General features: G+C 68.1%; 20 protein-coding genes, 1 pseudogene and 1 riboswitch. Of the genes and pseudogenes, 11 read left to right on the plus strand and 10 right to left on the minus strand.

Translation table 11 applies throughout. The features are described 5' to 3' along the window. Nucleotides 1-50 precede the first annotated feature (50 nt). From ACWDPV_RS04805 to ACWDPV_RS04825, 5 genes are all read left to right on the plus strand, one after another. Nucleotides 51-260 (plus strand): hypothetical protein, encoded by a 210-nt coding sequence (locus ACWDPV_RS04805; RefSeq protein WP_449741992.1) that lies wholly within the window; start codon nt 51-53, stop codon nt 258-260. A gap of 34 nt (nt 261-294) precedes the next feature. Beyond that, entirely contained in the window at nt 295-831 is a 537-nt protein-coding gene (locus ACWDPV_RS04810) for a flavin reductase family protein (RefSeq protein ID WP_449742426.1), read from the plus strand. Continuing rightward, entirely contained in the window at nt 831-1,916 is a 1,086-nt protein-coding gene (gene moaA / locus ACWDPV_RS04815; protein WP_449741993.1) for a GTP 3',8-cyclase MoaA, read from the plus strand. Before ACWDPV_RS04810 ends, moaA begins: the two co-directional genes overlap by 1 nt. A gap of 3 nt (nt 1,917-1,919) precedes the next feature. Then, nucleotides 1,920-2,168 (plus strand): MoaD/ThiS family protein, encoded by a 249-nt coding sequence (locus ACWDPV_RS04820; RefSeq protein WP_449741994.1) that lies wholly within the window; start codon nt 1,920-1,922, stop codon nt 2,166-2,168. Between the two features lie 260 nt (nt 2,169-2,428). Beyond that, nucleotides 2,429-2,599: riboswitch (cyclic di-AMP (ydaO/yuaA leader) on the plus strand. Nucleotides 2,600-2,605: 6 nt separating this feature from the next. Beyond that, complete coding sequence (locus ACWDPV_RS04825; protein WP_449741995.1) at nt 2,606-3,220, plus strand: transglycosylase family protein; 615 nt, start codon at nt 2,606-2,608, stop codon at nt 3,218-3,220. Nucleotides 3,221-3,302: 82 nt separating this feature from the next. On the opposite strand, the gene ACWDPV_RS04830 is transcribed toward ACWDPV_RS04825, so the two are convergent. The 4 genes from ACWDPV_RS04830 to ACWDPV_RS04845 are packed head-to-tail and all read right to left on the minus strand — an operon-like array spanning nt 3,303 to nt 5,014. Further along, the gene (locus ACWDPV_RS04830) at nt 3,303-3,737 is read right to left on the minus strand and encodes a molybdenum cofactor biosynthesis protein MoaE (protein WP_449741996.1); all 435 of its coding nucleotides are present in this window, start codon (nt 3,735-3,737) and stop codon (nt 3,303-3,305) included. Then, nucleotides 3,738-4,217 carry a MogA/MoaB family molybdenum cofactor biosynthesis protein gene (locus tag ACWDPV_RS04835; RefSeq protein WP_449741997.1) on the minus strand — a complete coding sequence of 160 codons (480 nt, stop codon included), beginning with the start codon at nt 4,215-4,217 and terminating at the stop codon, nt 3,738-3,740. Beyond that, the gene (gene moaC, locus ACWDPV_RS04840) at nt 4,214-4,789 is read right to left on the minus strand and encodes a cyclic pyranopterin monophosphate synthase MoaC (protein WP_449741998.1); all 576 of its coding nucleotides are present in this window, start codon (nt 4,787-4,789) and stop codon (nt 4,214-4,216) included. Before moaC ends, ACWDPV_RS04835 begins: the two co-directional genes overlap by 4 nt. Nucleotides 4,790-4,795: 6 nt before the next feature. Further along, nucleotides 4,796-5,014, minus strand: coding sequence for a hypothetical protein (locus ACWDPV_RS04845; protein ID WP_449741999.1), 219 nt, complete (start codon nt 5,012-5,014; stop codon nt 4,796-4,798). A 154-nt stretch (nt 5,015-5,168) separates the two neighbouring features. Here ACWDPV_RS04845 and ACWDPV_RS04850 point away from each other — a divergent pair, with 154 nt between their 5' ends. The 4 genes from ACWDPV_RS04850 (at nt 5,169) to ACWDPV_RS04865 (ending at nt 13,176) form a co-directional block, all read left to right on the plus strand. Then, on the plus strand, nt 5,169-7,619 hold the full coding sequence (locus tag ACWDPV_RS04850) for a protein kinase domain-containing protein (RefSeq protein WP_449742000.1): 2,451 nt from the start codon (nt 5,169-5,171) through the stop codon (nt 7,617-7,619). A 59-nt stretch (nt 7,620-7,678) separates the two neighbouring features. Then, nucleotides 7,679-9,997: a helicase-associated domain-containing protein gene (locus tag ACWDPV_RS04855; protein ID WP_449742001.1), complete on the plus strand. Its 2,319-nt coding sequence runs from the start codon at nt 7,679-7,681 to the stop codon at nt 9,995-9,997. Nucleotides 9,998-10,112: 115 nt separating this feature from the next. Continuing rightward, on the plus strand, nt 10,113-11,321 hold the full coding sequence (locus tag ACWDPV_RS04860; protein WP_449742002.1) for an RtcB family protein: 1,209 nt from the start codon (nt 10,113-10,115) through the stop codon (nt 11,319-11,321). Nucleotides 11,322-11,508: 187 nt separating this feature from the next. Continuing rightward, nucleotides 11,509-13,176, plus strand: a complete 1,668-nt coding sequence (locus ACWDPV_RS04865) for a DNA repair helicase XPB (protein ID WP_348804837.1) — start codon at nt 11,509-11,511, stop codon at nt 13,174-13,176. Between the two features lie 44 nt (nt 13,177-13,220). Here ACWDPV_RS04865 and ACWDPV_RS04870 read toward each other — a convergent pair whose 3' ends face one another. From ACWDPV_RS04870 to ACWDPV_RS04880, 3 genes are all read right to left on the minus strand, one after another. After that, nucleotides 13,221-15,011 (minus strand): protein kinase domain-containing protein, encoded by a 1,791-nt coding sequence (locus ACWDPV_RS04870; RefSeq protein WP_449742003.1) that lies wholly within the window; start codon nt 15,009-15,011, stop codon nt 13,221-13,223. Between the two features lie 69 nt (nt 15,012-15,080). Next, complete coding sequence (locus ACWDPV_RS04875) at nt 15,081-15,674, minus strand: pyridine nucleotide-disulfide oxidoreductase (protein ID WP_449742004.1); 594 nt, start codon at nt 15,672-15,674, stop codon at nt 15,081-15,083. A 93-nt stretch (nt 15,675-15,767) separates the two neighbouring features. Next, on the minus strand, nt 15,768-16,316 hold the full coding sequence (locus ACWDPV_RS04880) for a hypothetical protein (protein ID WP_449742005.1): 549 nt from the start codon (nt 16,314-16,316) through the stop codon (nt 15,768-15,770). Between the two features lie 73 nt (nt 16,317-16,389). Between ACWDPV_RS04880 and ACWDPV_RS04885 the strand changes: the two genes are divergently transcribed. Beyond that, nucleotides 16,390-17,556, plus strand: coding sequence for a pyridoxal phosphate-dependent aminotransferase (locus ACWDPV_RS04885; RefSeq protein ID WP_449742006.1), 1,167 nt, complete (start codon nt 16,390-16,392; stop codon nt 17,554-17,556). Nucleotides 17,557-17,563: 7 nt separating this feature from the next. Here the strand turns inward: ACWDPV_RS04885 and ACWDPV_RS04890 are convergent, their stop codons facing one another. Both ACWDPV_RS04890 and ACWDPV_RS04895 read right to left on the minus strand, forming a co-directional pair. Then, on the minus strand, nt 17,564-18,574 hold the full coding sequence (locus ACWDPV_RS04890; protein ID WP_449742007.1) for an NADP-dependent oxidoreductase: 1,011 nt from the start codon (nt 18,572-18,574) through the stop codon (nt 17,564-17,566). 30 nt (nt 18,575-18,604) lie between these two features. After that, on the minus strand, nt 18,605-18,997 hold the full coding sequence (locus ACWDPV_RS04895) for a DUF1304 domain-containing protein (RefSeq protein ID WP_449742008.1): 393 nt from the start codon (nt 18,995-18,997) through the stop codon (nt 18,605-18,607). Nucleotides 18,998-19,080: 83 nt separating this feature from the next. On the opposite strand from ACWDPV_RS04895, the gene ACWDPV_RS04900 reads away from it, so the two are divergent. Further along, nucleotides 19,081-19,686: a TetR/AcrR family transcriptional regulator gene (locus ACWDPV_RS04900; protein WP_449742009.1), complete on the plus strand. Its 606-nt coding sequence runs from the start codon at nt 19,081-19,083 to the stop codon at nt 19,684-19,686. Between the two features lie 13 nt (nt 19,687-19,699). On the opposite strand, the pseudogene ACWDPV_RS04905 reads toward ACWDPV_RS04900, so the two are convergent. After that, nucleotides 19,700-20,510 (minus strand): annotated as a pseudogene (locus ACWDPV_RS04905) (mycofactocin-coupled SDR family oxidoreductase). Nucleotides 20,511-20,547 lie beyond the last annotated feature (37 nt).

Below are 20,547 nucleotides of genomic sequence, written 5' to 3' on the forward strand. Positions count from 1 at the left end.
CGGTTTCTGACCACCCGTCGGGCCACCGACGTGCTCTACCGTGGAAGGCTATGGATCAGAATCGTTCCTCGCGCCTGCTGGCGGTGGCCGGCGTGGTCTTCGCGATCGGACTGTTGGCCATCGTCGCGTTGTTCGTCACGCCGCTGGTCACCGACGGTGACACCGCACCGACCGCCGTCTACCTGCTGACCATGTGCGCACCGCTGGGTTTCCTCCTCGGCCTGGTCTACGCGCTGCGCTCGGGTCGACGGACCCGGTGACGCGGTGTCGGCATCCTACGACCCGGTCCCGGCGATGATCGATCGTCGGCCCGATCTGTCACCGGCCTCCGACGAAGGCGCGCTCAAACGCGCCTTCAGTTGCTTCCCGTCCGGTGTGGTGGCGGTCTGCAGTCATCATCACGGCACCGAGCCGGTGGGGATGGCGGCGAGCGCCTTCACCGCCGTCTCCATCGATCCCCCGCTGGTGAGTGTCTGCGTCCAGAACACCTCGACGACGTGGCCGCGGCTGCGCGACGCCCACATGCTCGGTGTCAGCGTGTTCGCCCACGATCAATCGCGGCAGTGTCGTCAGCTCGCCGGTCCCGCGGCACACCGATTCAACGACATCGATCCCCTCGCCGCCGGCGACGGCTCCCTGTTCATCCCCGGCGCGGCTGCCCACCTGTCCTGCAGTATCGAGCAGGAGATCCCCGCCGGCGACCACATCCTCGTCCTGCTGCGCATCGAACAGTTGCAGGCCGACCCCAGCGTCGAACCACTCGTCTTCCACGCGAGCACCTTTCGCGCCCTGGCGACCCGGGCCGACGTCATCGAAACCCGGGACCGCTGATGACCGCCGTCGACCTCGGACTGCCGCTGCCGTCGCTGATCCCGGCGTCGCGCGCCCCGGCACCGGTCGACGGCCCGCTGCGGGACACCTTCGGCCGGGTGGCCACCGACCTGCGGGTCTCGGTGACCGACCGCTGCAATCTGCGCTGCACCTATTGCATGCCCGCCGACGGTCTCGACTGGTTACCGACCGACGCGGTGCTGAGCACCGACGAGTTCGTTCGTGTCCTGACCGTCGCGGTCCGTGACCTGGGGATCCGGACGATCCGCTTCACCGGCGGTGAACCACTGCTGCGCCGGGATCTCGAGGAGATCATCGCCCGGGTGTCCCGGCTGCCGGAACGTCCCGGGATCGCGATGACCACCAACGGCCTCGGCCTGTCCCGTCGGGTGCAGGGACTCACCGAGGCCGGGCTGACCCGGGTGAACGTGTCGCTGGACACCATCGACCCGGCCCGATTCGCCGAGATCACCCGGCGCGATCGTCTCGGTGACGTCCTCGAGGGACTCGCGGCCGCCCGCGCGGCCGGACTCGATCCCGTCAAGGTCAACGCCGTCGTCCCGGACCGAAGCGATCTCGGTGGACTCGCGGCGCTGTTCGGGTTCTGTCTGCGTGAGGGATATCAGTTGCGGGTGATCGAGCAGATGCCGCTGGACGCCGATCATCGCTGGGATCGCTCGGCGATGGTGACCGCGGTGGAGATCCTCGAGGCGCTGCGCCACGTCGCGCGGCTGACGCCCGACGACGTACCGCGCGCCGGTGCGCCCGCCCAGACATGGCTGGTCGCCGGCCACACCGACGCCGCGGGTCGTCCCGCGCGGGTCGGCGTCATCGCCTCGGTCACCCGCCCGTTCTGCGGCGACTGCGACCGCACCCGCCTCACCGCCGACGGCGCTCTGCGCAACTGCCTGTTCGCCGAGACCGAGACCTCTCTGCTGCCGGTCCTGCGTGGCGGCGGCGCCGACGTCGACGCCGCGATCGCCCGGCTGTGGCGCGAGAACACCTGGGCCAAACGTGCCGGGCACTCGGTCAACTCCGGCGACTTCCGTCAGCCCACGCGTCCGATGTCGGCGATCGGGGGCTGATCGGTGCGTCTGACGATCCGCTATTTCGCGGCCGCGCGGGCCGCCGCGGGCCGGGAAACAGACGTCGTCGACGTCCCCGACGAGATCACCCTCGGTGAGCTGGAACACATTCTGGCAGCCGACAATCCGGCCCTGCGGCATGTGTTGGATCGGTCGTCGTATCTCTGGGACGAGGTCGCGGTGTGCGACCGCGGCCGGGACCTCGGCGCGACGCGCACCATCGACGTCCTGCCGCCCTTCGCCGGGGGCTGAAACGCCGCCGCACCCATGTGAGCTTAATCACATAACGGGCCGATAACGAGATGGACACGAGAAGGGCATCATGCCCGTGAACTGCGGCGACGATCGAATGGGGCCGAAAGTCCCACTCGCAGACACGAAAACCGTTGTGGAAGAAGGTGTGATTCGTCGGCGTCGAGGCCGTACTGTACGAAGCGTCCTTCCAAGAAGGTCACAGCACAGCAACCAAGACACACAACTTTCACCGGTCGCGCCGAGCCTCGTTCCACCGGTGGAATGACGAGCAACATCTGGGAACGAGGACGGGGGACCCACCCTTCCGCACGGAAGAACGGACGTCAACGACGTTCTTGGGGTTAAGTCCGACGGCTACGGCCGACGCGACCGAGCACCTCTCGCTCGAACCCGACAGCTGACTTCGCAGGCGCGTGGAGAGAGGTAACACACTCATGTCCGGACGTCATCGCAAGCCGACGACCACCACTGCCACCAAGACCTTCGCGAAGGTCGCACTGACCGGAGCCGTCCTCGGCGGCGGCGCGGCCCTCCTGGGCACCGGTTCCGCACACGCGGCCACCGACGCCGAATGGGATCAGGTCGCCCAGTGCGAGTCGGGCGGCAACTGGGCCATCAACACCGGCAACGGCTACCAGGGCGGGCTGCAGTTCAGCCCGAGCACCTGGTCCGGCCACGGTGGCGGCGAGTTCGCACCGAGCGCCAACCAGGCCACCCGTGAGCAGCAGATCGTCGTCGCCGAGCGCGTCCTGGCCAGCCAGGGTCCCGGCGCATGGCCGACCTGTGGCACCGGGCTGTCGGGCGCCACCCCGCGCACCGCTCCGACCACCACCCCGAGCCTGCCCGCCGTCCCGGCACCGTCGGCGCCGAGCACCGGCAGCAGTGGCGCCACGAGCACCGACGACGCCCTCACCACGCTCCGCGACAAGACCACCGACCCGAGCCTGCTGGCTCTGCTCGATGCCGCCCAGAACAGTGGCTACCAGCTCACCCCGGATCAGCTGAAGCTGTTCAACGAGCACCAGGGCCAGATCCCGAATCTCCCCTGAGCCTGATAAAGGCCCCTGAGCAAAGAGCCCCCGCATGCTGCTTCGCGCCGTGCGGGGGCCCTTTTCATGCTCGTGTCACCACTCAGGCCGACCCAACCCATTCGTCGCGACCGTCGGTGAAGAACTGGTGCTTCCATACCGGGAGTTGGGCCTTCACCTCGTCGACGAGCCGAGCGCACAGAGCGAATGCCGGACCACGGTGATCGGCGGCGACCGCGACGACGAAGGCGACATCACCCACGGCCAGGTCGCCGATCCGGTGCGAGACGGCCACCGCCCGAACCCCGTCGGCATCCTCGGCGACCTCCGCGACGACGCGGCGCAGCACCTGCGCGGCACTCGGGTGGGCCGAATAGGACAGCCGGGTCACGCCGTTGCCACCGTCGTGATCGCGGACCGCGCCGACGAATCCCACCACGGCTCCCGCCGCTCCCGCCGCGGCGTCGGTGACCAGCGCCTCGTGATCGGCAAGACCGATCGGGGCCTCGGAGATCTCGGCGCGCACGATCTGCGCCATCTAGTGATCCCCGCCCCGGATCTGGTCGAGCGCGTGGTCGAGGACGGTGCCCAGGACGTCCAGGCCATCCCGGACGCCCCCGGTGGAGCCGGGAAGATTGATCACCAGGGTCCGGCCGGCCACGCCGGCGATACCGCGCGAGAGAATCGCCGTCGGCACCTCGGGCAGGCCCGCCGTGCGGATGGCGTCCGCCAGCCCCGGCAACTCGACGTCGAGCACTGGCCGGGTCTGTTCGGGAGTGCGGTCGGTGGGTGAGAGCCCGGTACCCCCGGTGGTGACGACCAGATCCACCTCGGCGTAGATGCCGGCGCGGATCGCATCGCCGACGGCGGGCCCGTCGACCACCACGTCGACCTCGTCGACGGTGATGCCGCGATCGGCCAGCCAGGCGGAGATCAACGGTCCGGTGCGGTCGGTGTAGACACCGTTGGCCGCCCGCGTGGAGGCCACCACGACGCGCGCCACCCGCTGACCTGTCATCGACCGATCGCCGGGTCGTTGCTGCCGGTGTCTCGGGTGCCGGTGTCTCGGGTGCCGGTGTCTCCGGTGGCATCTCGTGTCCAGTCGCCCGAGCGGCCACCGGATTTGGCCAGTAGCCGGATCGCGTCCATCTGGGCATGCCGGTCGACGGCCTTGACCATGTCGTGCAAGGTGAGTCCGCTGACCGCGACGGCGGTGAGCGCTTCCATTTCGACACCGGTCGGCCCGGCGGTGGTCACCGTGGCGGTGACGTCGACGGTGTCCTCACCGATCTCGAAGTCCACGTCGACCGACGACAGGGCGAGCTGATGACACAGCGGGATGAGGGAGTCGGTGCGCTTGGCGGCCATGATCCCGGCGATGCGTGCGGTGGCCAGGACGTCACCCTTCGGCAGCGACGAGGACGTGAGCAACTCGATCACTCGACGGGTCGTGCGGAAGGTCCCACCGGCGACCGCCCGGCGACGGGTACGCGGTTTGTCGCCGACGTCGACCATCCGCGCCGTGCCGGAGTCATCGACGTGTGAGAGTCGGTCTGCGGTCCGCGATACGTCCGGATCGACGTCGGTCACCGCGTGTCAGCGGTTGATGACGGTCTTGGGATTGATGTAGTGGACCTCGTCGGCCGGCAACGGGAACTCCACGTCGCCGAACGGCGACAACGCACCGGCGAGTTCGGCCGCGAATTCGGAGACCGCGTGCTCGGGTCCGTCGCCCTCGGCCGCCTTCGGCCAGCCGTTGTCGACGTAATGCTTCTTCGAAGTGCTCTCAGCCACGGATGTATTGTGCCATGCCATCGCCGCCCCCACGTGATCGAGCTCGCACCGGGTGGCCGACGACACCGACTTCGACCGGTCACCCACCCACCGTTCGAATGATAAGACGACCAATTCGGAGGGCACTTCGGTAAGGTCACACACCATCGTCCGGAGACAGTCGAAGGGGTTAGACGTGCCGCTCAGTCCAGGTTCACAGGTCGCCGGATACAAGGTGATCTCGCTGCTGGGATCGGGCGGGATGGGTGAGGTGTACCTCGTCGAGAATCCGCACCTGCTCCGGAAAGAGGCACTCAAGGTCATCTCGTTGGCCGGCGCCCACGATCCCGACTTCCAGAAGCGATTCACCAACGAGGCTCGCACCACCGCGTCGCTGGATCACCCCAGCATCATCTCGATCCATCAGTACGGGATCAACGACGAGGGCACGCCGTGGTTCACCATGAGCTACCTCGACGGACGCGATCTCAGCAGCGGCCCGACCTCGCCGGCCGACGTCGTCGCGGTGACGGCGCAGGTCGCCGATGCCCTCGACTACGCGCACCGGCACCGCGTGATCCATCGAGACGTGAAACCCGCCAACATCATCGTCAGTCGGGATCCGTCGACCGGCGATGTCGAGCGGGTCACCGTCCTCGACTTCGGTATCGCCAAGCTGGTCAACTCCACGTCGCTGACGGCCACCAGCGCCTTCATCGGGACCCTGGCCTATTGCGCACCCGAGGTCATCGAGGGTCATGACGCAACCGCGATGTCGGATCAATACTCGTTGGCGTGCACCGTCTTTCAACTCCTGACCGGCCAGGCCCCGTTCACGACGACGACGCCGTCGGCGCTGGTGATGGCGCACTTGACCAAACCGATCCCGCCGATCAGCTCGCTGCGGCCGGATCTCGCCGCCTTCGACCCGGTGCTGCACAAGGCGCTGGCCAAGAATCCCGCCGACCGCTACCCGAACTGCCGCGCCTTTGCCGCCGCGCTGAAGCAGGCGCTCGACGCCCGTCCCAGCCCGGGCCCGGGTCTGAGCGCCGGGCCGACCGGCGTCACCAACCCACCGTCCTACGGTTCCGGACACCAGACCCGGCCACCGTCACAGCCGACCCCGGCCGGGTTCTCCCCCGTCGGCGCCACCGTCCCCGGGCACGCCCCGATCGCTCCGACCCCGCCGCCCTCGGCTCCGTCGTATCCCGGTGTGGGCCAGCCGAACCTGGGGATGCCCTACACGTCGCAGCCGAATCCGTCGGTGCCCTTCGGCGCTCCGCCCTCGGCAACCACCCCGGCGACAGCCGGATTCGGTGGTGGCACACCTCCGCCCGGATACAATCCGGCGCAACCGAATTCACTGCTCGGCGGTGGGGGCTACCCGTCGCAGCCGGGTACGGTTCCGCCGAAGAAGAAGCGCACGGGTCTGATCATCGGGGCAATCGCCGCGGCGCTCGTGGTCGTCGTCGTGGCGGTGGTCGGAATCGGTTTCGCCACCGGCCTGTTCGGTGGCAGCGATGAGCCCGCGGCAGTCGTCGCGCAGCCCAATACCGTTGCCACATCCGGTAATACGACATGCGCTGTCACCAACGAGGCGCTGCACTGCTGGGGCAACAACGCCAACGGCCAGTTGGGCAACGGGACGTCGACCGATACCACCACGCCGGTCGCGGTGAATCTGACACCGGTCACCTCGGTCAGCATCGGCAACTACGTCAACACCGACGACAAGTACGTCACCACCGCCTGCGCGGTCTCCGACCGGCAGGCCTACTGCTGGGGCGCCAACAACTACGGTCAGATCGGCGACGGCAGCACCGATTCCAGTGAGACGCCGAAGAAGATCTCCACGCTGAGCGACGTCACCGCCATCTCCACCGGATTCGGATCAACCTGCGCGATCTCGGCCGGCGACGTGTACTGCTGGGGCGACAACGATCAAGGCCAGCTCGGTACCGGCGGCACCACGGACTCCACGACACCCACCAAGGTCACCGGGGTGACCGGAACAGCCACCGACGTGACCACCGCACGCGGCACCACCTGCGCGATCGCCGACGGCGCCGTGTACTGCTGGGGCAACAACGACAGCGGGCAGATCGGCAACGGCTCGACGAGCCGCCAGCCCTCTCCGGTGAAGCTCTCCCTCACCGACGCCACCGACATCGCGATCGGCACCTACAAGCAGAGCGGGACCGGGTCGACATACCCGCAGACCGCATGTGCGGCCGCGGCGGGCAAGGCCTATTGCTGGGGAGACAACGCGTACGGTCAGATCGGCGACGGAACCACCGCCGCACGACAGACCCCGACCGAGGTGGTCGGACTGACCGATGTCACCGATGTCGCCACCGACTGGGGTACCTCCTGCGCAGTCGCCGGTGCCGAGTTGCGGTGCTGGGGCGACAATTCCGACAAGCAGCTCGGTGACGGTTCGACGTCGGATTCGTCGGCACCAAAGCAGGTCACCCTGGCCGGTGCCGTGGACTCCGTATCCACCAACTCGGGTACGACGTGCGCGCGGGTCGACACCACCGACGTCTATTGCTGGGGTTATAACGTCGCCGGTCAGGTCGGCAACGGGGCGAGCGGGGAGAACAACGTCGTCGCCACTCCGTTCCGAGTCAACATCACCACGTCGTAGAACGTGCCCCTGGCCCGGGCTGATCCCGATCGGAAGACCCGCTCGGTAGAATCGGTCGAATGAGTCCGGACAGTCGCGCGAGTGCACTCGCCGATGACCTGGCGTCGCGTTCGGATGCGCAGCTGGCCGATCTCATCACGCTGCGGCCGGATCTCGCCTCACCCCCACCGCAGGGCACACAGGTGCTCGCCCAACGCGCACTGTCCCCGGCGTCGGTGGCCCTGGCGGGTGAGAGCCTGGATCTACTCGGCCTCGCCGTCCTGGAGTCGCTGATCGAGCACGGCCCCCCGGAGTCAGACACGGTATCGCTGCCGACCATCCGGTCCGCGCTCGCCGACCGCGCCGATGCCGACGAGGTCGAGGTGCGCGTCGATCAGCTGCGACGGCTCGTTCTGATCTGGGGACCCGACGATGCGCTGCACATCGGGGCGCACGCCGCATCCGCAATGCCGTGGCGCGGTTTGCACCTCACCGGCCCGTCGGCGACGCTCGCACCGGCCGAACTCGCGCAGCGGCTCGCCGCGCTCGACGAACGGGAGCGGGAATTGCTCGGCGCACTGTCGCGTGGTCCCGCGCTCGGACGCAGCCGTGATGCCGCTCCCGACGCCGATCCCGCCGCGCCGGTCGCCCGTCTCATCGCCGACGGCATGCTCGCCCGCATCGATCATCAGACCGTCGAGCTCCCACCCCAACTCGGCCAACTGCTGCGCGACGAGCCCCCACTGCGGACCGACGATCTGAGTCGCCCGCGGCCCGAGGACGACTCCGGCTCACGTCGCTTCTCCGCCCGCGACGTCGATGCGGCTGCCGGCGGCGAGGCACTCGAGGCCATCCGGCATACGACAACCCTGCTGCGGATCCTCGGCGCCACACCCGCGGCGGTGCTGCGGTCGGGCGCGCTCGGGGTACGGGAACTGCGCCGCCTGACCAAGGCCACCGGTCTCGATCAGCAGCGGGTGGCGTTGCTCATCGAGATCCTCGGACATGCACGACTGATCGACGCGGGATTCCCCGATCCGCCACCGCCGGGCGACACCGGTGAGCACGTGTTCGCGCCGACCACCACCGTCGACACCTGGCTGCACCAACCACGAGAACGCCAGTGGTACACGCTCGTCGAGGCCTGGCTGACCATGCCGCGACGCGCCTGGCAGGTCGGCGAGCCCGACCGCGACGGCACCGCGATCCCGGCACTGTCGGGTGACAACTACGACGCCCACGCACCCGCCCAACGGCGCACCATCCTCTCCGCGATGTCCCTGAGCCCGGCGGCGGCACCGGTGTCGGTGGCCGGCCTGGTCTCCCTGTTGGCCTGGCAACACCCACATCAGATGCGGCGCTTGGGTTCTCATGTCGTCGAACACACGCTTCGGGAAGCGCGCGAGATGGGACTCGTCGCCCACCACGCCCTGAGTTCGGTCGGACGCGCGATCCTCGAGGCCGATGCCGGCGCCGACGACGCACCGATCGTCGCCGCGATGCGCACGGCACTGCCGGAACCGGTGGATCACTTCCTCACCCAGGCCGACCTCACGATCACCGTCCCCGGCCCGATGACCCCGGAACTCGCCGAACAGGTCGAGATGGTGGCCGATCTCGAATCCGGCGGCGCCGCATCGGTATACCGCGTCAGCGAGGTGAGTGTGCGGCGCGCCCTCGACGCCGGTCGCTCCAGCAGCGAACTCATCGCGATGTTCACCACACACTCCCGTACGCCAGTACCACAATCACTGACATATCTGATCGAGGACGTGGCCCGTCGGCACGGACAGTTGCGCGTCGGCATCGCCTCGTCGTTCATTCGCTGCGAGGATGCGGCCACCCTGGCCGCCGTGTTGCGCAGTGAGGCCGCCGCGCACCTGTCGATGCGGGCGCTCGCACCGACGGTTGCGGTGTCCCCCAGCGAGATCCGCGACGTGCTCGACTCCTTGCGTGCTGCCGGGTTCGCGCCCAGCGGGGAGGATTCCTCGGGCGAGTTGGTGGACATGCGTGAACGCGGCAGCCGGGTCCCCGTCACCCGCGCACGACGTCACGCCATCCCGCCGCGGCGGTCCGCGCTGAACGACGACCAGGTATTGGCGGTGATCGGCCGTGTCCGATCCGGCGATCGGGCCGCGACCGCACGCCCGGCGTCGGCGTCGGCGTCGGTACGGGCCGGCGGAAACGGTGAAACCGCCACGGCCCTCATCCAATTGGCGCTACGCGCCCATCGCAGACTGCGGGTCGGCTACGTCGACGCACACGGGTCGGCCAGTCAACACGTCGTCACCCCGCAGGCCTTGGGTTCGGGCCAGCTGATCGGCGTCGAGGACGGCACCGATGACGAACAACGGTTCTCGTTGCACCGCATCACCAGTGTCGAACTGCTCGACACGTAGCCCACGTCGGGGTGTCCGGTTTCCGGCGTCCCGGTCCGAAAATGGTTCGCCCTCGCCGGGATTCGCACGTACCTTTGCCACGCCCCGGAAACCTCCTGGGCAACAGACACGAGCAATGGAAGAAGCCATGGAACCGCAGTTCCCCGTATCCCTTTCGGGCACCACCGCATCGACCCTCATGTGGGCCGACGAGGAGTCGATCGAGCATCAGGCGCGCAATCAGCTGCGCCGGGTCTCGACGCTGCCCTGGGTGTACGGGGTCCGTGTGATGCCCGACGTGCACGTCGGGAAGGGCGCGACCGTCGGATCGGTGATCGCCATGCGTGATGCGGTGTGCCCGGCCGCGGTCGGCGTCGACATCGGTTGCGGCATGGCCGCCGTGCGCACGGACCTGACCGCTTCGGACCTGCCCGACGATCTGTCCGGGTTGCGTTCGGCGATCGAGGCCAAGGTGCCGGTCGGATTCCGGGGTCATGCGGAGCCGGTCAACGTGGTCCGCCACCGCCTCGGCGGCGGCTGGGACAGCTTCTGGGAGCGCTTCGCCGGCCTGCATCGTGGGGTTCGGCAGCTCGACACCCGCGCGCAGCGTCAGATGGGGTCACTCGGTGGCGGCAACCACTTCATCGAGATCTGTCTCGACGACGAGCAGCAGGTGTGGATCATGCTTCACTCCGGGTCCCGCAACATCGGCAAGGAACTCGCCGAACGGCATATGACGGTGGCGGCCGCCCTGCCGCACAACGCGGAGCTGCCCGACCGTGATCTCGCCGTGTTCCTGACAGGGACCGCAGAGATGGACGCCTACCGTCGTGACCTCGACTGGGCGCAGGAGTACGCGGCACGCAATCGCCGGGTGATGCTGGCACTGGTGTGCGAGGCGGTCCGGCAGAGCTTCGCCGACCGCGTCGTCCGATTCGACGAGCCGATCAGCTGCCACCACAACTACGTGGCCACCGAGCACATCGACGGTCTGGAGTTGCTGGTGACCCGCAAGGGAGCGATCCGCGCCGGCGCCGGCGACCTCGGTCTCATCCCGGGATCGATGGGTACCGGCTCCTACGTGGTGCGGGGGTTGGGTTCGGAGCAGTCGTTCTACTCGGCGTCGCATGGTGCGGGGCGTCGGATGAGCCGGTCGCAGGCACGTCGACAGTTCACCGCCGACGACCTCGTCGCCCAGACCCGGGGTGTCGAATCCCGCAAGGATTCGGGCGTCGTCGACGAGATCCCGGCCGCGTACAAGGACATCGACGACGTGATCGCCGCGCAGACCGACCTCGTCGAGGTGGTGGCGCACCTGCGTCAGGTGGTCTGCGTCAAGGGGTGAGGGCGCACCCACCGTCGACGTTGACAGCGCCCTCACCCACGTTGACAGCGCCCTCACCCACGTTGACTGCGGTCGGCTGGGCGCTGTCAACGTCCCGGCAAGCGCTGTCAGCGAGGTACAGAGCGCTGTCAACGGCCGTGCGGGGTCTGGCTCGACGGGACTTGCACCGATCTGGACAATGGATCGGGTGACTGATGGACCCCTGATCGTGCAATCCGACAAAACGCTGCTGCTCGAGGTCGACCACCCCGACGCCGCGGCGGCTCGTGGTGCGATCGCCCCGTTTGCCGAACTCGAACGTGCACCCGAGCACGTCCACACCTATCGGGTGACCCCACTCGCGCTGTGGAACGCGCGGGCGGCCGGGCACGACGCCGAGCAGGTCGTCGACGCCCTGGTCACCTACTCCCGGTATGCGGTCCCGCAGCCGCTGCTGATGGACATCGTCGACACGATGGGCCGGTTCGGTCGGCTGCAGTTGGTCAAGAGTCCGGTCCACGGCCTGACGTTGGTCAGCCTCGACCGCGCGGTCCTCGAGGAGATCCTGCGCAACAAGAAGGTCGCGCCGATGCTCGGCGCCCGCATCGACGACGACACCGTCGTGGTGCATCCGTCGGAGCGGGGACGCCTCAAGCAGGTGCTGCTGAAGGTCGGCTGGCCGGCCGAGGACCTCGCCGGTTACGTCGATGGTGAGGCTCATCCGATCGCACTCGATCAGGGCGACTGGCATCTGCGCGACTATCAGGAGATGGCCGCGGACTCGTTCTGGGCGGGTGGTTCGGGTGTCGTCGTGCTGCCGTGCGGTGCCGGTAAGACGATGGTCGGCGCGGCGGCGATGGCCAAGGCGGGCGCGACCACCCTGATCCTGGTCACCAACACCGTGGCCGGCCGCCAGTGGAAACGCGAACTCATCGCCCGCACCACGCTGACCGAGGACGAGATCGGTGAATACTCGGGTGAGCGCAAGGAGATCCGGCCGGTGACGATCGCGACCTACCAGGTGATGACCCGGAAATCCAAGGGCGAGTACAAGAATCTCGATCTGTTCGATTCCCGGGACTGGGGCCTGATCATCTACGACGAGGTGCATCTGCTGCCCGCTCCGGTGTTCCGGATGACCGCCGATCTGCAGTCCCGTCGCCGTCTGGGCCTGACCGCGACGCTGGTCCGCGAGGACGGCCGCGAGGGAGATGTCTTCTCCCTCATCGGCCCCAAGCGGTACGACGCGCCGTGGAAGGACATCGAGGCGCAGGGCTGGATCGCGCCGGCCGAGTGCATCGAGGTGCGGGTGACCCTCACCGACGAGGAACGCCTGCAGTATGCGGTTGCCGAGGCGGAGGAGAAATACAAGCTCTGTTCGACCGCCCACACCAAGGTCAACGTGGTGCGGTCGATCTTGGCCCGCCACAGCGAATCCCAGACGCTGGTGATCGGCGCGTACATCGATCAGCTCGAGGAACTCGGCCGTGAACTCGACGCCCCGGTGATCCAGGGAGCGACCAAGAACAAGGAACGCGAGATCCTGTTCGACCGCTTCCGGTCCGGTGAGATCCAGACGCTCGTGGTCAGCAAGGTCGCCAATTTCTCCATCGATCTCCCCGAGGCGTCGGTGGCGGTTCAGGTGTCGGGCACGTTCGGTTCCCGGCAGGAGGAGGCGCAGCGCCTCGGCCGGCTGTTACGTCCCAAGGCCGATGGCGGACAGGCGCACTTCTACTCGGTGGTCTCCCGCGACACCCTCGACGCCGACTACGCCGCGCACCGTCAGCGGTTCCTCGCCGAACAGGGGTACGCCTACCGCATCACCGATGCCGACGACCTGCTCGGACCCACCATCGGCGAGGAATCGGCGGGCTGACGGCCCCGGCCTCCGAGAACGGTCCGTCGAGGGCGAACCTCAGATCAGGAACCGGATTCCTGGGTCAGGCAGTACCCCAGGGATTCGGGCTGGGCGAAGATCCACCGCAACTCCCCCGTCGCGCAGCTCACCGCGCTCGTCGACCGGTTGGTGATCCGGAATGCGACCGTTCCCGCCGCCGCGGCCGCACCGCAACTCAACTCGTGGTAGTCGGCGAGTGAACCACCCGAACTGGGGATCTGGTAGCACTGCCCTGGCGTGAAATTGGGTGCCAGACAGAGCTTTTGGGCGGTCCCACCGAAGGACAGACTGGCGTTGTGGTCGTTGGGGCACTCCGCGGAGGCGGCGACGAATTCGGCGGCGTAGAACGTCATCGCCGACGTGGCGCAATCGACGCGACTGGTGTCGACATTGCCGGCGGAGTCGGGCTGCCGACCGATCTGCACACAATCACCGACCGCGATCTGGCCGGGACCGGAGATCTGCGTCGGCTGCTCGGTCACCGGCGGGCGGGTGAACGGCGTGGAGGTGGGCGTACCCGCGACCGCCGTGGTGGTGACCGAGTTGCCGGCGGCGGTCGAGGTGCCCGAATCCGACCCGGACAGCAGATTCGCCACCCAGACACCGGCGCCGATCACCAGGCCCAGCACCAGCAGGGCACCGACGACCGCCAACGCGGTCTTCGACGACGATCCGCGTCGAGGTGCCGGCGGCAGCGGATAACCGCCGGTGCCGCCCGGCTGACTCGGATACGACCCCACCGACAGCGGCGCACTGGGCGGGCCGTACGGCGGAACCGAACCGGGCGCCGCGGCGCCGGGATACGACGCTCCGGTGTACGGGCCCGCGGGCGCCGGCGGAACCGGTGAGGACGGGATCGGCTGCGCATACGGCGGCGGTACCGACGCCCGTGCCGGGATGACCTCCGTGGGACCCGGCGGCGGCCCCGCCTGCGGTGGTCCCGACTGGGCGCCGCGCAAGGCCCGATCGAGGTCGGCGGCGAGATCGCCACACGACGGATACCGCTCGTCGGCGGTCTTGCCGAGTCCGCGCCGCAACACCTCGTCGACGGCGCTCGAGGTTCCCGGCCGCAGCCCGGAGAGCGCAGGCGGATCGGAATTCAGGTGCGCGGCGATCACACTGGTCTGGGTACTGCCCTCGAACGGCGGGACCCCGCAGAGCAACTGGAACAGGGTGGCGGCGAGACTGTACTGGTCGGCCCGCCCGTCGACCTCGGTACCGAGGAGTTGCTCGGGAGCGACGTAGGCCACCGTCCCGAGAAACATGTTCGCCGAGGTCAGGTTGGTGACGTCGGCGGTCGACTTGGCGATCCCGAAGTCCGCGAGCAGCACCCGCGGCGGCTGCCGGCCGACGCGTGTGGCACCCGCGCCGTCGGCGCCCTGCACCAGGATGTTGGCCGGTTTCACATCCCGGTGCAGCAGGCCGCGGGCGTGCGCCGCATCCAACGCCGACGCCACCGACATGGCGATCACCGACACCAGTGCGGGGTCGAGACCTCGGGGGTGACGACGCAGCAGTTCACTGCCGTCGACGCCGTCGATGAACTCCATCGCCAGCCACAGGTGGCCGTCGTCCTCACCGGAGTTGTAGATCGTGACGATCGCCGGATGCACCATGCTGGAGGCCAACTCGGCCTCCCGGATGAAACGCTGCCGGAACATCGGATCCCGGCTGAGATCGGCCGGCAGGATCTTGACGGCCTCCTTGCGGGGCAGTTTGGGGTGGCGGGCCAGATAGACCTCACCCATGCCGCCGCGGCCCACGAGCCGCTCGATCGTGTACCCGGCGAAGGCATCACCCGGTGTGTAGACCACCTCAGCCCTCCTCGACACCGGCGGCACGTCAGGTCCGTAACCTTACCTGCTCCCTGCGCTTTCCCCGGATCAGACGACAGTCCTCAGGCAGTAGCCCACCGATTGCGGCCGGGCGAATGACCACATCGTGTCGTCGGCGTCGCAGGTGATCGACGCGTCGCCACGCTCGACGGCGCGCGCCACCACCGTTTGCTCGGCGGCCTGCGCATCGCAGGTCACCTCGCGGTAGTCGACGAGGTCGCCGCCGATCGGGATCTGATAGCACCGTCCCTCAGTGAAGTTCGGTGTCAGGCAGAGACTCTCGCGATTCTCACCGAAGGTGAGGGTGGAGGTGTTGGCGGCGTCGCAACCGGATTCGGCGGCCACCGTCGACGCGGCGTAGAACGTCAGCCCATCGGTGCGTTCGCAGTCGACCTTGGCGGCGTTCACCTTGCCCTGCTCGTCGTCGGCACCGATCGACAAGCATTCGCCGACTTCGATGTCGTTCGGGGATTCGATGGCGTCGGTGCCGAGGCTGACGCTGCATGCAGCGACGAGCATGAACCCGAGGCAGCCGATGATGACGGCACCGTTGTAGGCGAGCCGCAACAGTGGCCGGGCGGGCCGGCCCTCGACTTCGGGGTCGTGGTTGTGGTCGTGGTCGTGGCGATCGGTGGTGAACATGGCGGGTCCTTTCGGCAGCGGTGGTGTGCTGCCGACACGGTCGTCGTCGTGGCTTGTCGCGCACTTGACAAACGCTTGGACGGCGTCGGTCGTTCAGCTCACCCGAAGGCAGTAGCCGAGCGGTTGAGGTTCGGTGAACTCCAGGGCGGTCAGACTCGCATCGCAGGTCACCGTGCTGTTGGAGCGGGTGACGACCTCGACCACGGCGGTGCCGTCGGCCGCCGTCGCGCCACAGTCGACGGCCTTGAAGTCGGTCAACGACCCGGCGCCGCCCGAGGGCACCTCGTAGCACTTGCCCTGCGCCATGTTCGGCGTGAGACACAGCTGTTGGTCGCCCTCCTCGAACGTCAGTCTGGACTCCTGACCCGGGCATTCCGACGTGGTCGCGGTCGTCGACGCCACGTAGAAGGCAAAGGACTCGGTGGTCTCGCAGTCGGTCTTGGTGGCCTCGACCTTGCCGTCGGAACTGTCTGCGACGGACACGCACTCGCCAACGTTGACGTCGTCGGCCGAGTCGACGGTGTCGCTGCCGACGCTGACCGAGGTGCTGCAGGCGGTGAGCAGGCCGAAGGCCAGGCAGGCGCATGCGACGCCGAGACGCCGAGCCCATGCAGATGTGATCTGACTCACTTGCGTTCCCATTCCGGGGAGGTTACTCCGGACAACCGAGGCAATCGTCGGAATTCACCCGACCGGGGTGTGACAGCCTGAACCCATGCCTCCTTCTCCGGCCACCGTCACGCGTCTGCGCCCGTTCTCCGCCACGATCTTCGCCGAGATGTCGGCACTGGCACTGCGTCACGACGCGGTGAACCTGGGTCAGGGTTTCCCGGACACCGACGGACCCGAGGCGATGCTCGAGGCGGCCCGGGACGCCATCTCGACCGGCCAGAACCAGTACCCGCCGGGGATCGGGGTCCCGAACCTGCGCCACGCCGTGGCCGGCCACCAGCGCGAACATTACGGCCTCGACTACGACCCCGACACCGAGGTGCTGATCACCGTCGGCGCCACCGAGGCCATCGCGAGCGCGGTCGTCGGGCTGACCGAACCCGGCCGTGAGGTGATCATGATCGAGCCGTACTACGACTCGTATGCCGCGACCGTCGCGATGGCCGGCGGTGTACGCCGCACCGTGCCATTGATCCCCGACGGCGACGGGTTCCGCCTCGACCGCGACGGGCTGGCCGCCGCGTTCGGACCCGACACCGCCCTGATCCTGGTGAACTCGCCGCACAATCCCACCGGGACCGTGCTCTCCGACGACGACCTCGCCGAGATCGCGCGCCTGTGCGTCGAGCACGACGTGATCGCGGTGACCGACGAGGTGTACGAACATCTGCTGTTCGACGGACGCACCCACACGCCACTGGCCACACTGCCCGGGATGCGCGAGCGCACCCTCCGGATATCGAGTGCGGCAAAGACATTCAACTGCACCGGCTGGAAGGTCGGCTGGATCAGCGGTCCGCGCGAACTGGTCGCCGCCGCGCGTGCGGCCAAACAGTTCATGACCTACGTGGGTTCGGGACCGTTCCAGCCCGCCGTCGCGGTGGCACTCGAGCAGGAGATGGCATGGGTCGCCCGCAGCGCCGGCGAACTCCAGAACAAACGGGACCTGTTGTCCCGGGCGCTGTCCGATGCCGGGTTCGCCGTGCACCGCAGCGAGGCAACCTATTTCGTGTGCGCCGATCCGCGCCCGCTCGGATACTCCGACGGCGAGGACTTCTGCCGGTCGCTGCCCGAGCGGATCGGGGTGGCCGCCGTGCCGGTCAGTGTGTTCGCCGATCACAAGGACCCGTGGAATCACATGGTGCGCTTCGCCTTCGCCAAACGCGACGACGTGATTGCCGAGGCCGCCGACCGGTTACGGCGTCTCTGAACACATCTCAGACACGCACGACCATCTTGCCGATGTTCTCCCCGCGCATCATGCCGAGGAAGGCGTCGACGGCATGGTCCACCCCGTCCACCACGGTCTCGTCGAAGACGATGTCGCCGCCCGCATACCACTGCGACATCTTCTCGTTGAACTCCGCGGCGAAGCCGAGGTAGTGCCCGAGGGTGAAACCTCGCAGGGTCAGTCCGCGGGTGATGATGTTGCTCATGTTGCGGGGGCCGGGCTGCGCCTCGGTGGCGTTGTAGGCCGAGATCGCACCGCACAGGGCCGCGCGCCCACCGTCGTTGAAGACGTCGAGCGCGGCCTCGAGGTGCTCGCCGCCCACATTGTCGAAGTACACGTCGATACCGTCGGTGGCCAGCTCCCGCAACTGCTTTCGCACCGAACCGGCCTTGTAGTCCAGCGCCGAATCGTAACCGTAGCGGGAGGTCAGCAGATCAACCTTGGCCGGCCCGCCCGCGGAACCGATCACCGCCTTCGCGCCGAGGAGTCGGGCGATCTGTCCGGCGGCGGTACCCACCGCGCCCGCGGCGCCGGAGATGAACACCACGTCACCGTCTTTCAGCTTCGCGATCTCGGTGAGCCCGACGTAGGCGGTGAGTCCGGTCAACCCGAAGATGCCCAGATACGCCGAGGAGGCCACACCATCGGGCGGCTCCGGCAACCGGGTGAAAGCCGTTGCGGGGGCTTGTGCCACGTCGCGCCACCCCAGTTGGTGGCTGACCAATGTGCCGACCGGGAGGTCGTCGGCGCGCGACTCGCTCACCCGGCCGACCGCACCGCCGGTCATCGTCTCCCCCAGCGCGAAGGGCGGGATGTAGCTTCGGGTGTCGATCATCCGGCCGCGCATGTACGGATCGACGCTGACGAACTCGTTGGCGACGCGCACCTCACCCGCGGCGAGGTCGTCGAGTTCGATTGTCGCCACACGGAAGTCGTCGGCGGTGGGCCAGCCGACGGGTCGCGACACGAGTTGAACCTGCGTGCTGGTGACGGTCATGAAATCCTCCTTGATTCAGCGGAAATGATGTCAGTTCACCGATGAGAGAAGCGCGATACTCAGGGCGACCACCGCGATCAGCGGAAGCGCCGACTGGGTGATGGCTGCCCGCGCCTTGTCCGGCGAGGAGATCAGCAGCACGAGACCCGCGGCGAGCATCGATCCGGCCCCGGCGTAGATCAACGCGGCGCCGACGGCCTCGTCGACGAACCAGGTCACCGCACCGATCCCGGCGATCAACGCCAGGAAGAGGTTGTAGAAGCCCTGATTGAAGGCCATCTCGCGGGTCGCGACCGCCTCGTCGGCGGTGGTGCCGAATGTGGCGCGGGTCGACGGGTGAGTCCAGCGCCACGACTCCAGCACCCAGATGTAGACGTGCAGGGCGGCCGCCAGAGCGGCGAACACGATGGCGACGATACCCACGGCAACTCCTTTGTGAACCGAACGTTCCAGTACTATACTGGAATGATCGTTGCACAAATTGTCAACAGGGAATCGAGGAGGCCATGGGCCGCGCAGTGACCCACGATCGCGGCAGGCTTGTCAGCGACGCGCGTGACCTATTCTGGCGCAAAGGTTTCGACGCCGTATCCGTGGCCGACGTGGAGGCGGCCACCGGGGTCGGACGATCCAGCATCTACCACGCGTTCGGCAACATGCGCGGCCTGTTCGACGCCGCGGTGACCGACTATCTCGACACCATCGTGCGCCCCCGGCTGCGACCGATGACCGTCGAGAAGGTCGACGGTGACGCCGTGATCGACTACCTGCGCGGCCTGGGCGATGCGATCGCCGTCATCGACCGCGACGGCGCGGCACCGGCCGGTTGCCTCCTGCTCACCACCGCGGCCGGCAACATCGGCGGCGATGACGCCGTCGCGCAGGTCGTCGCCGCCTATCACCGGGAATTGTCGACGGCGATCGCACGTGGCGTGCAGGCTCATCTGCCCGACGCCGACGCCACCACGTGGGATCGCCTGACCCGGATGACGGTGGCGGCGAGCATCGCCGCGCTCTCACTGGCCCGCGTCGACGCCGATGCGGCTTGCGCCACCATCGACGCGGCGATCGCGACACTGAGCGCGGCACCGACCGAGGTGCGTCGCCGATGAATCCGCGGCAGGATCAGAAGTGTTGCGCCCCACCATCGACGGAGATCGATTCGGCGGTGATGAACTTCGATTCATCGGAGGCCAGGAACGCCACCGCGTTCGAGATCTCCTCCGCCTCGGCCACGAACTGATTGACAAAGGTCATGCCCATGCCCGCCAGCCGCGGGTTGGCCGCATTGGTCTGCTCGATGCGCGCGACCATCTGACCCGAACCCATCGGGGTGGCGACCGCCCCCGGGTGCACCGTGTTGACCCGGATGTGGTGGGCGCCGAGCTCGGCGGCGAATGCCCGGGCCATCCCGACCAGCGCATGCTTGCTGGTGGTGTAGTGAACCATGAACGGCTGCAGCTTCTTTCCGGCCAGGGAGCTGATGATGACGATCGACCCCGCCGCGCGAGATGAGGTGATTGGCGGTGGTGGTCAAGGTGTTCCACACGCCGATGACGTTGATGTCGATGGTGTCGCGAAAGCTGTTGGGGGTCACCTCATCCCACGTCTCGGGGATACAGACGCCGGCGTTGGCCACCACGATGTCGAGGCCACCGAGTGCCTCGACGCCCCGTGTCACGGCTGCGGTCATACCCTCGAGATCACGCACATCACATTGCGCCAGAAGGGCTGTGGCGCCTTGTTCTTCGACCAGCCGGGCGGTTTCGGCGAGATCCTCGGGCGTCGCCGAGTCATAGGGCACCCCGGGCAGCGGTCCGGCCAGATCGACCCCGATGATCTGGGCGCCTTCACTCGCCAGCCGAACCGCATGCGCGCGTCCCTGACCGCGCGCCACACCGGTGATGAAGGCGACCTTGCCACTCAAACGTCCCACGATGCACATCCTTCCCCGCCGCGTCGTCGCCGCGGAC

This window comes from Gordonia sp. NPDC003504, from assembly GCF_053587995.1.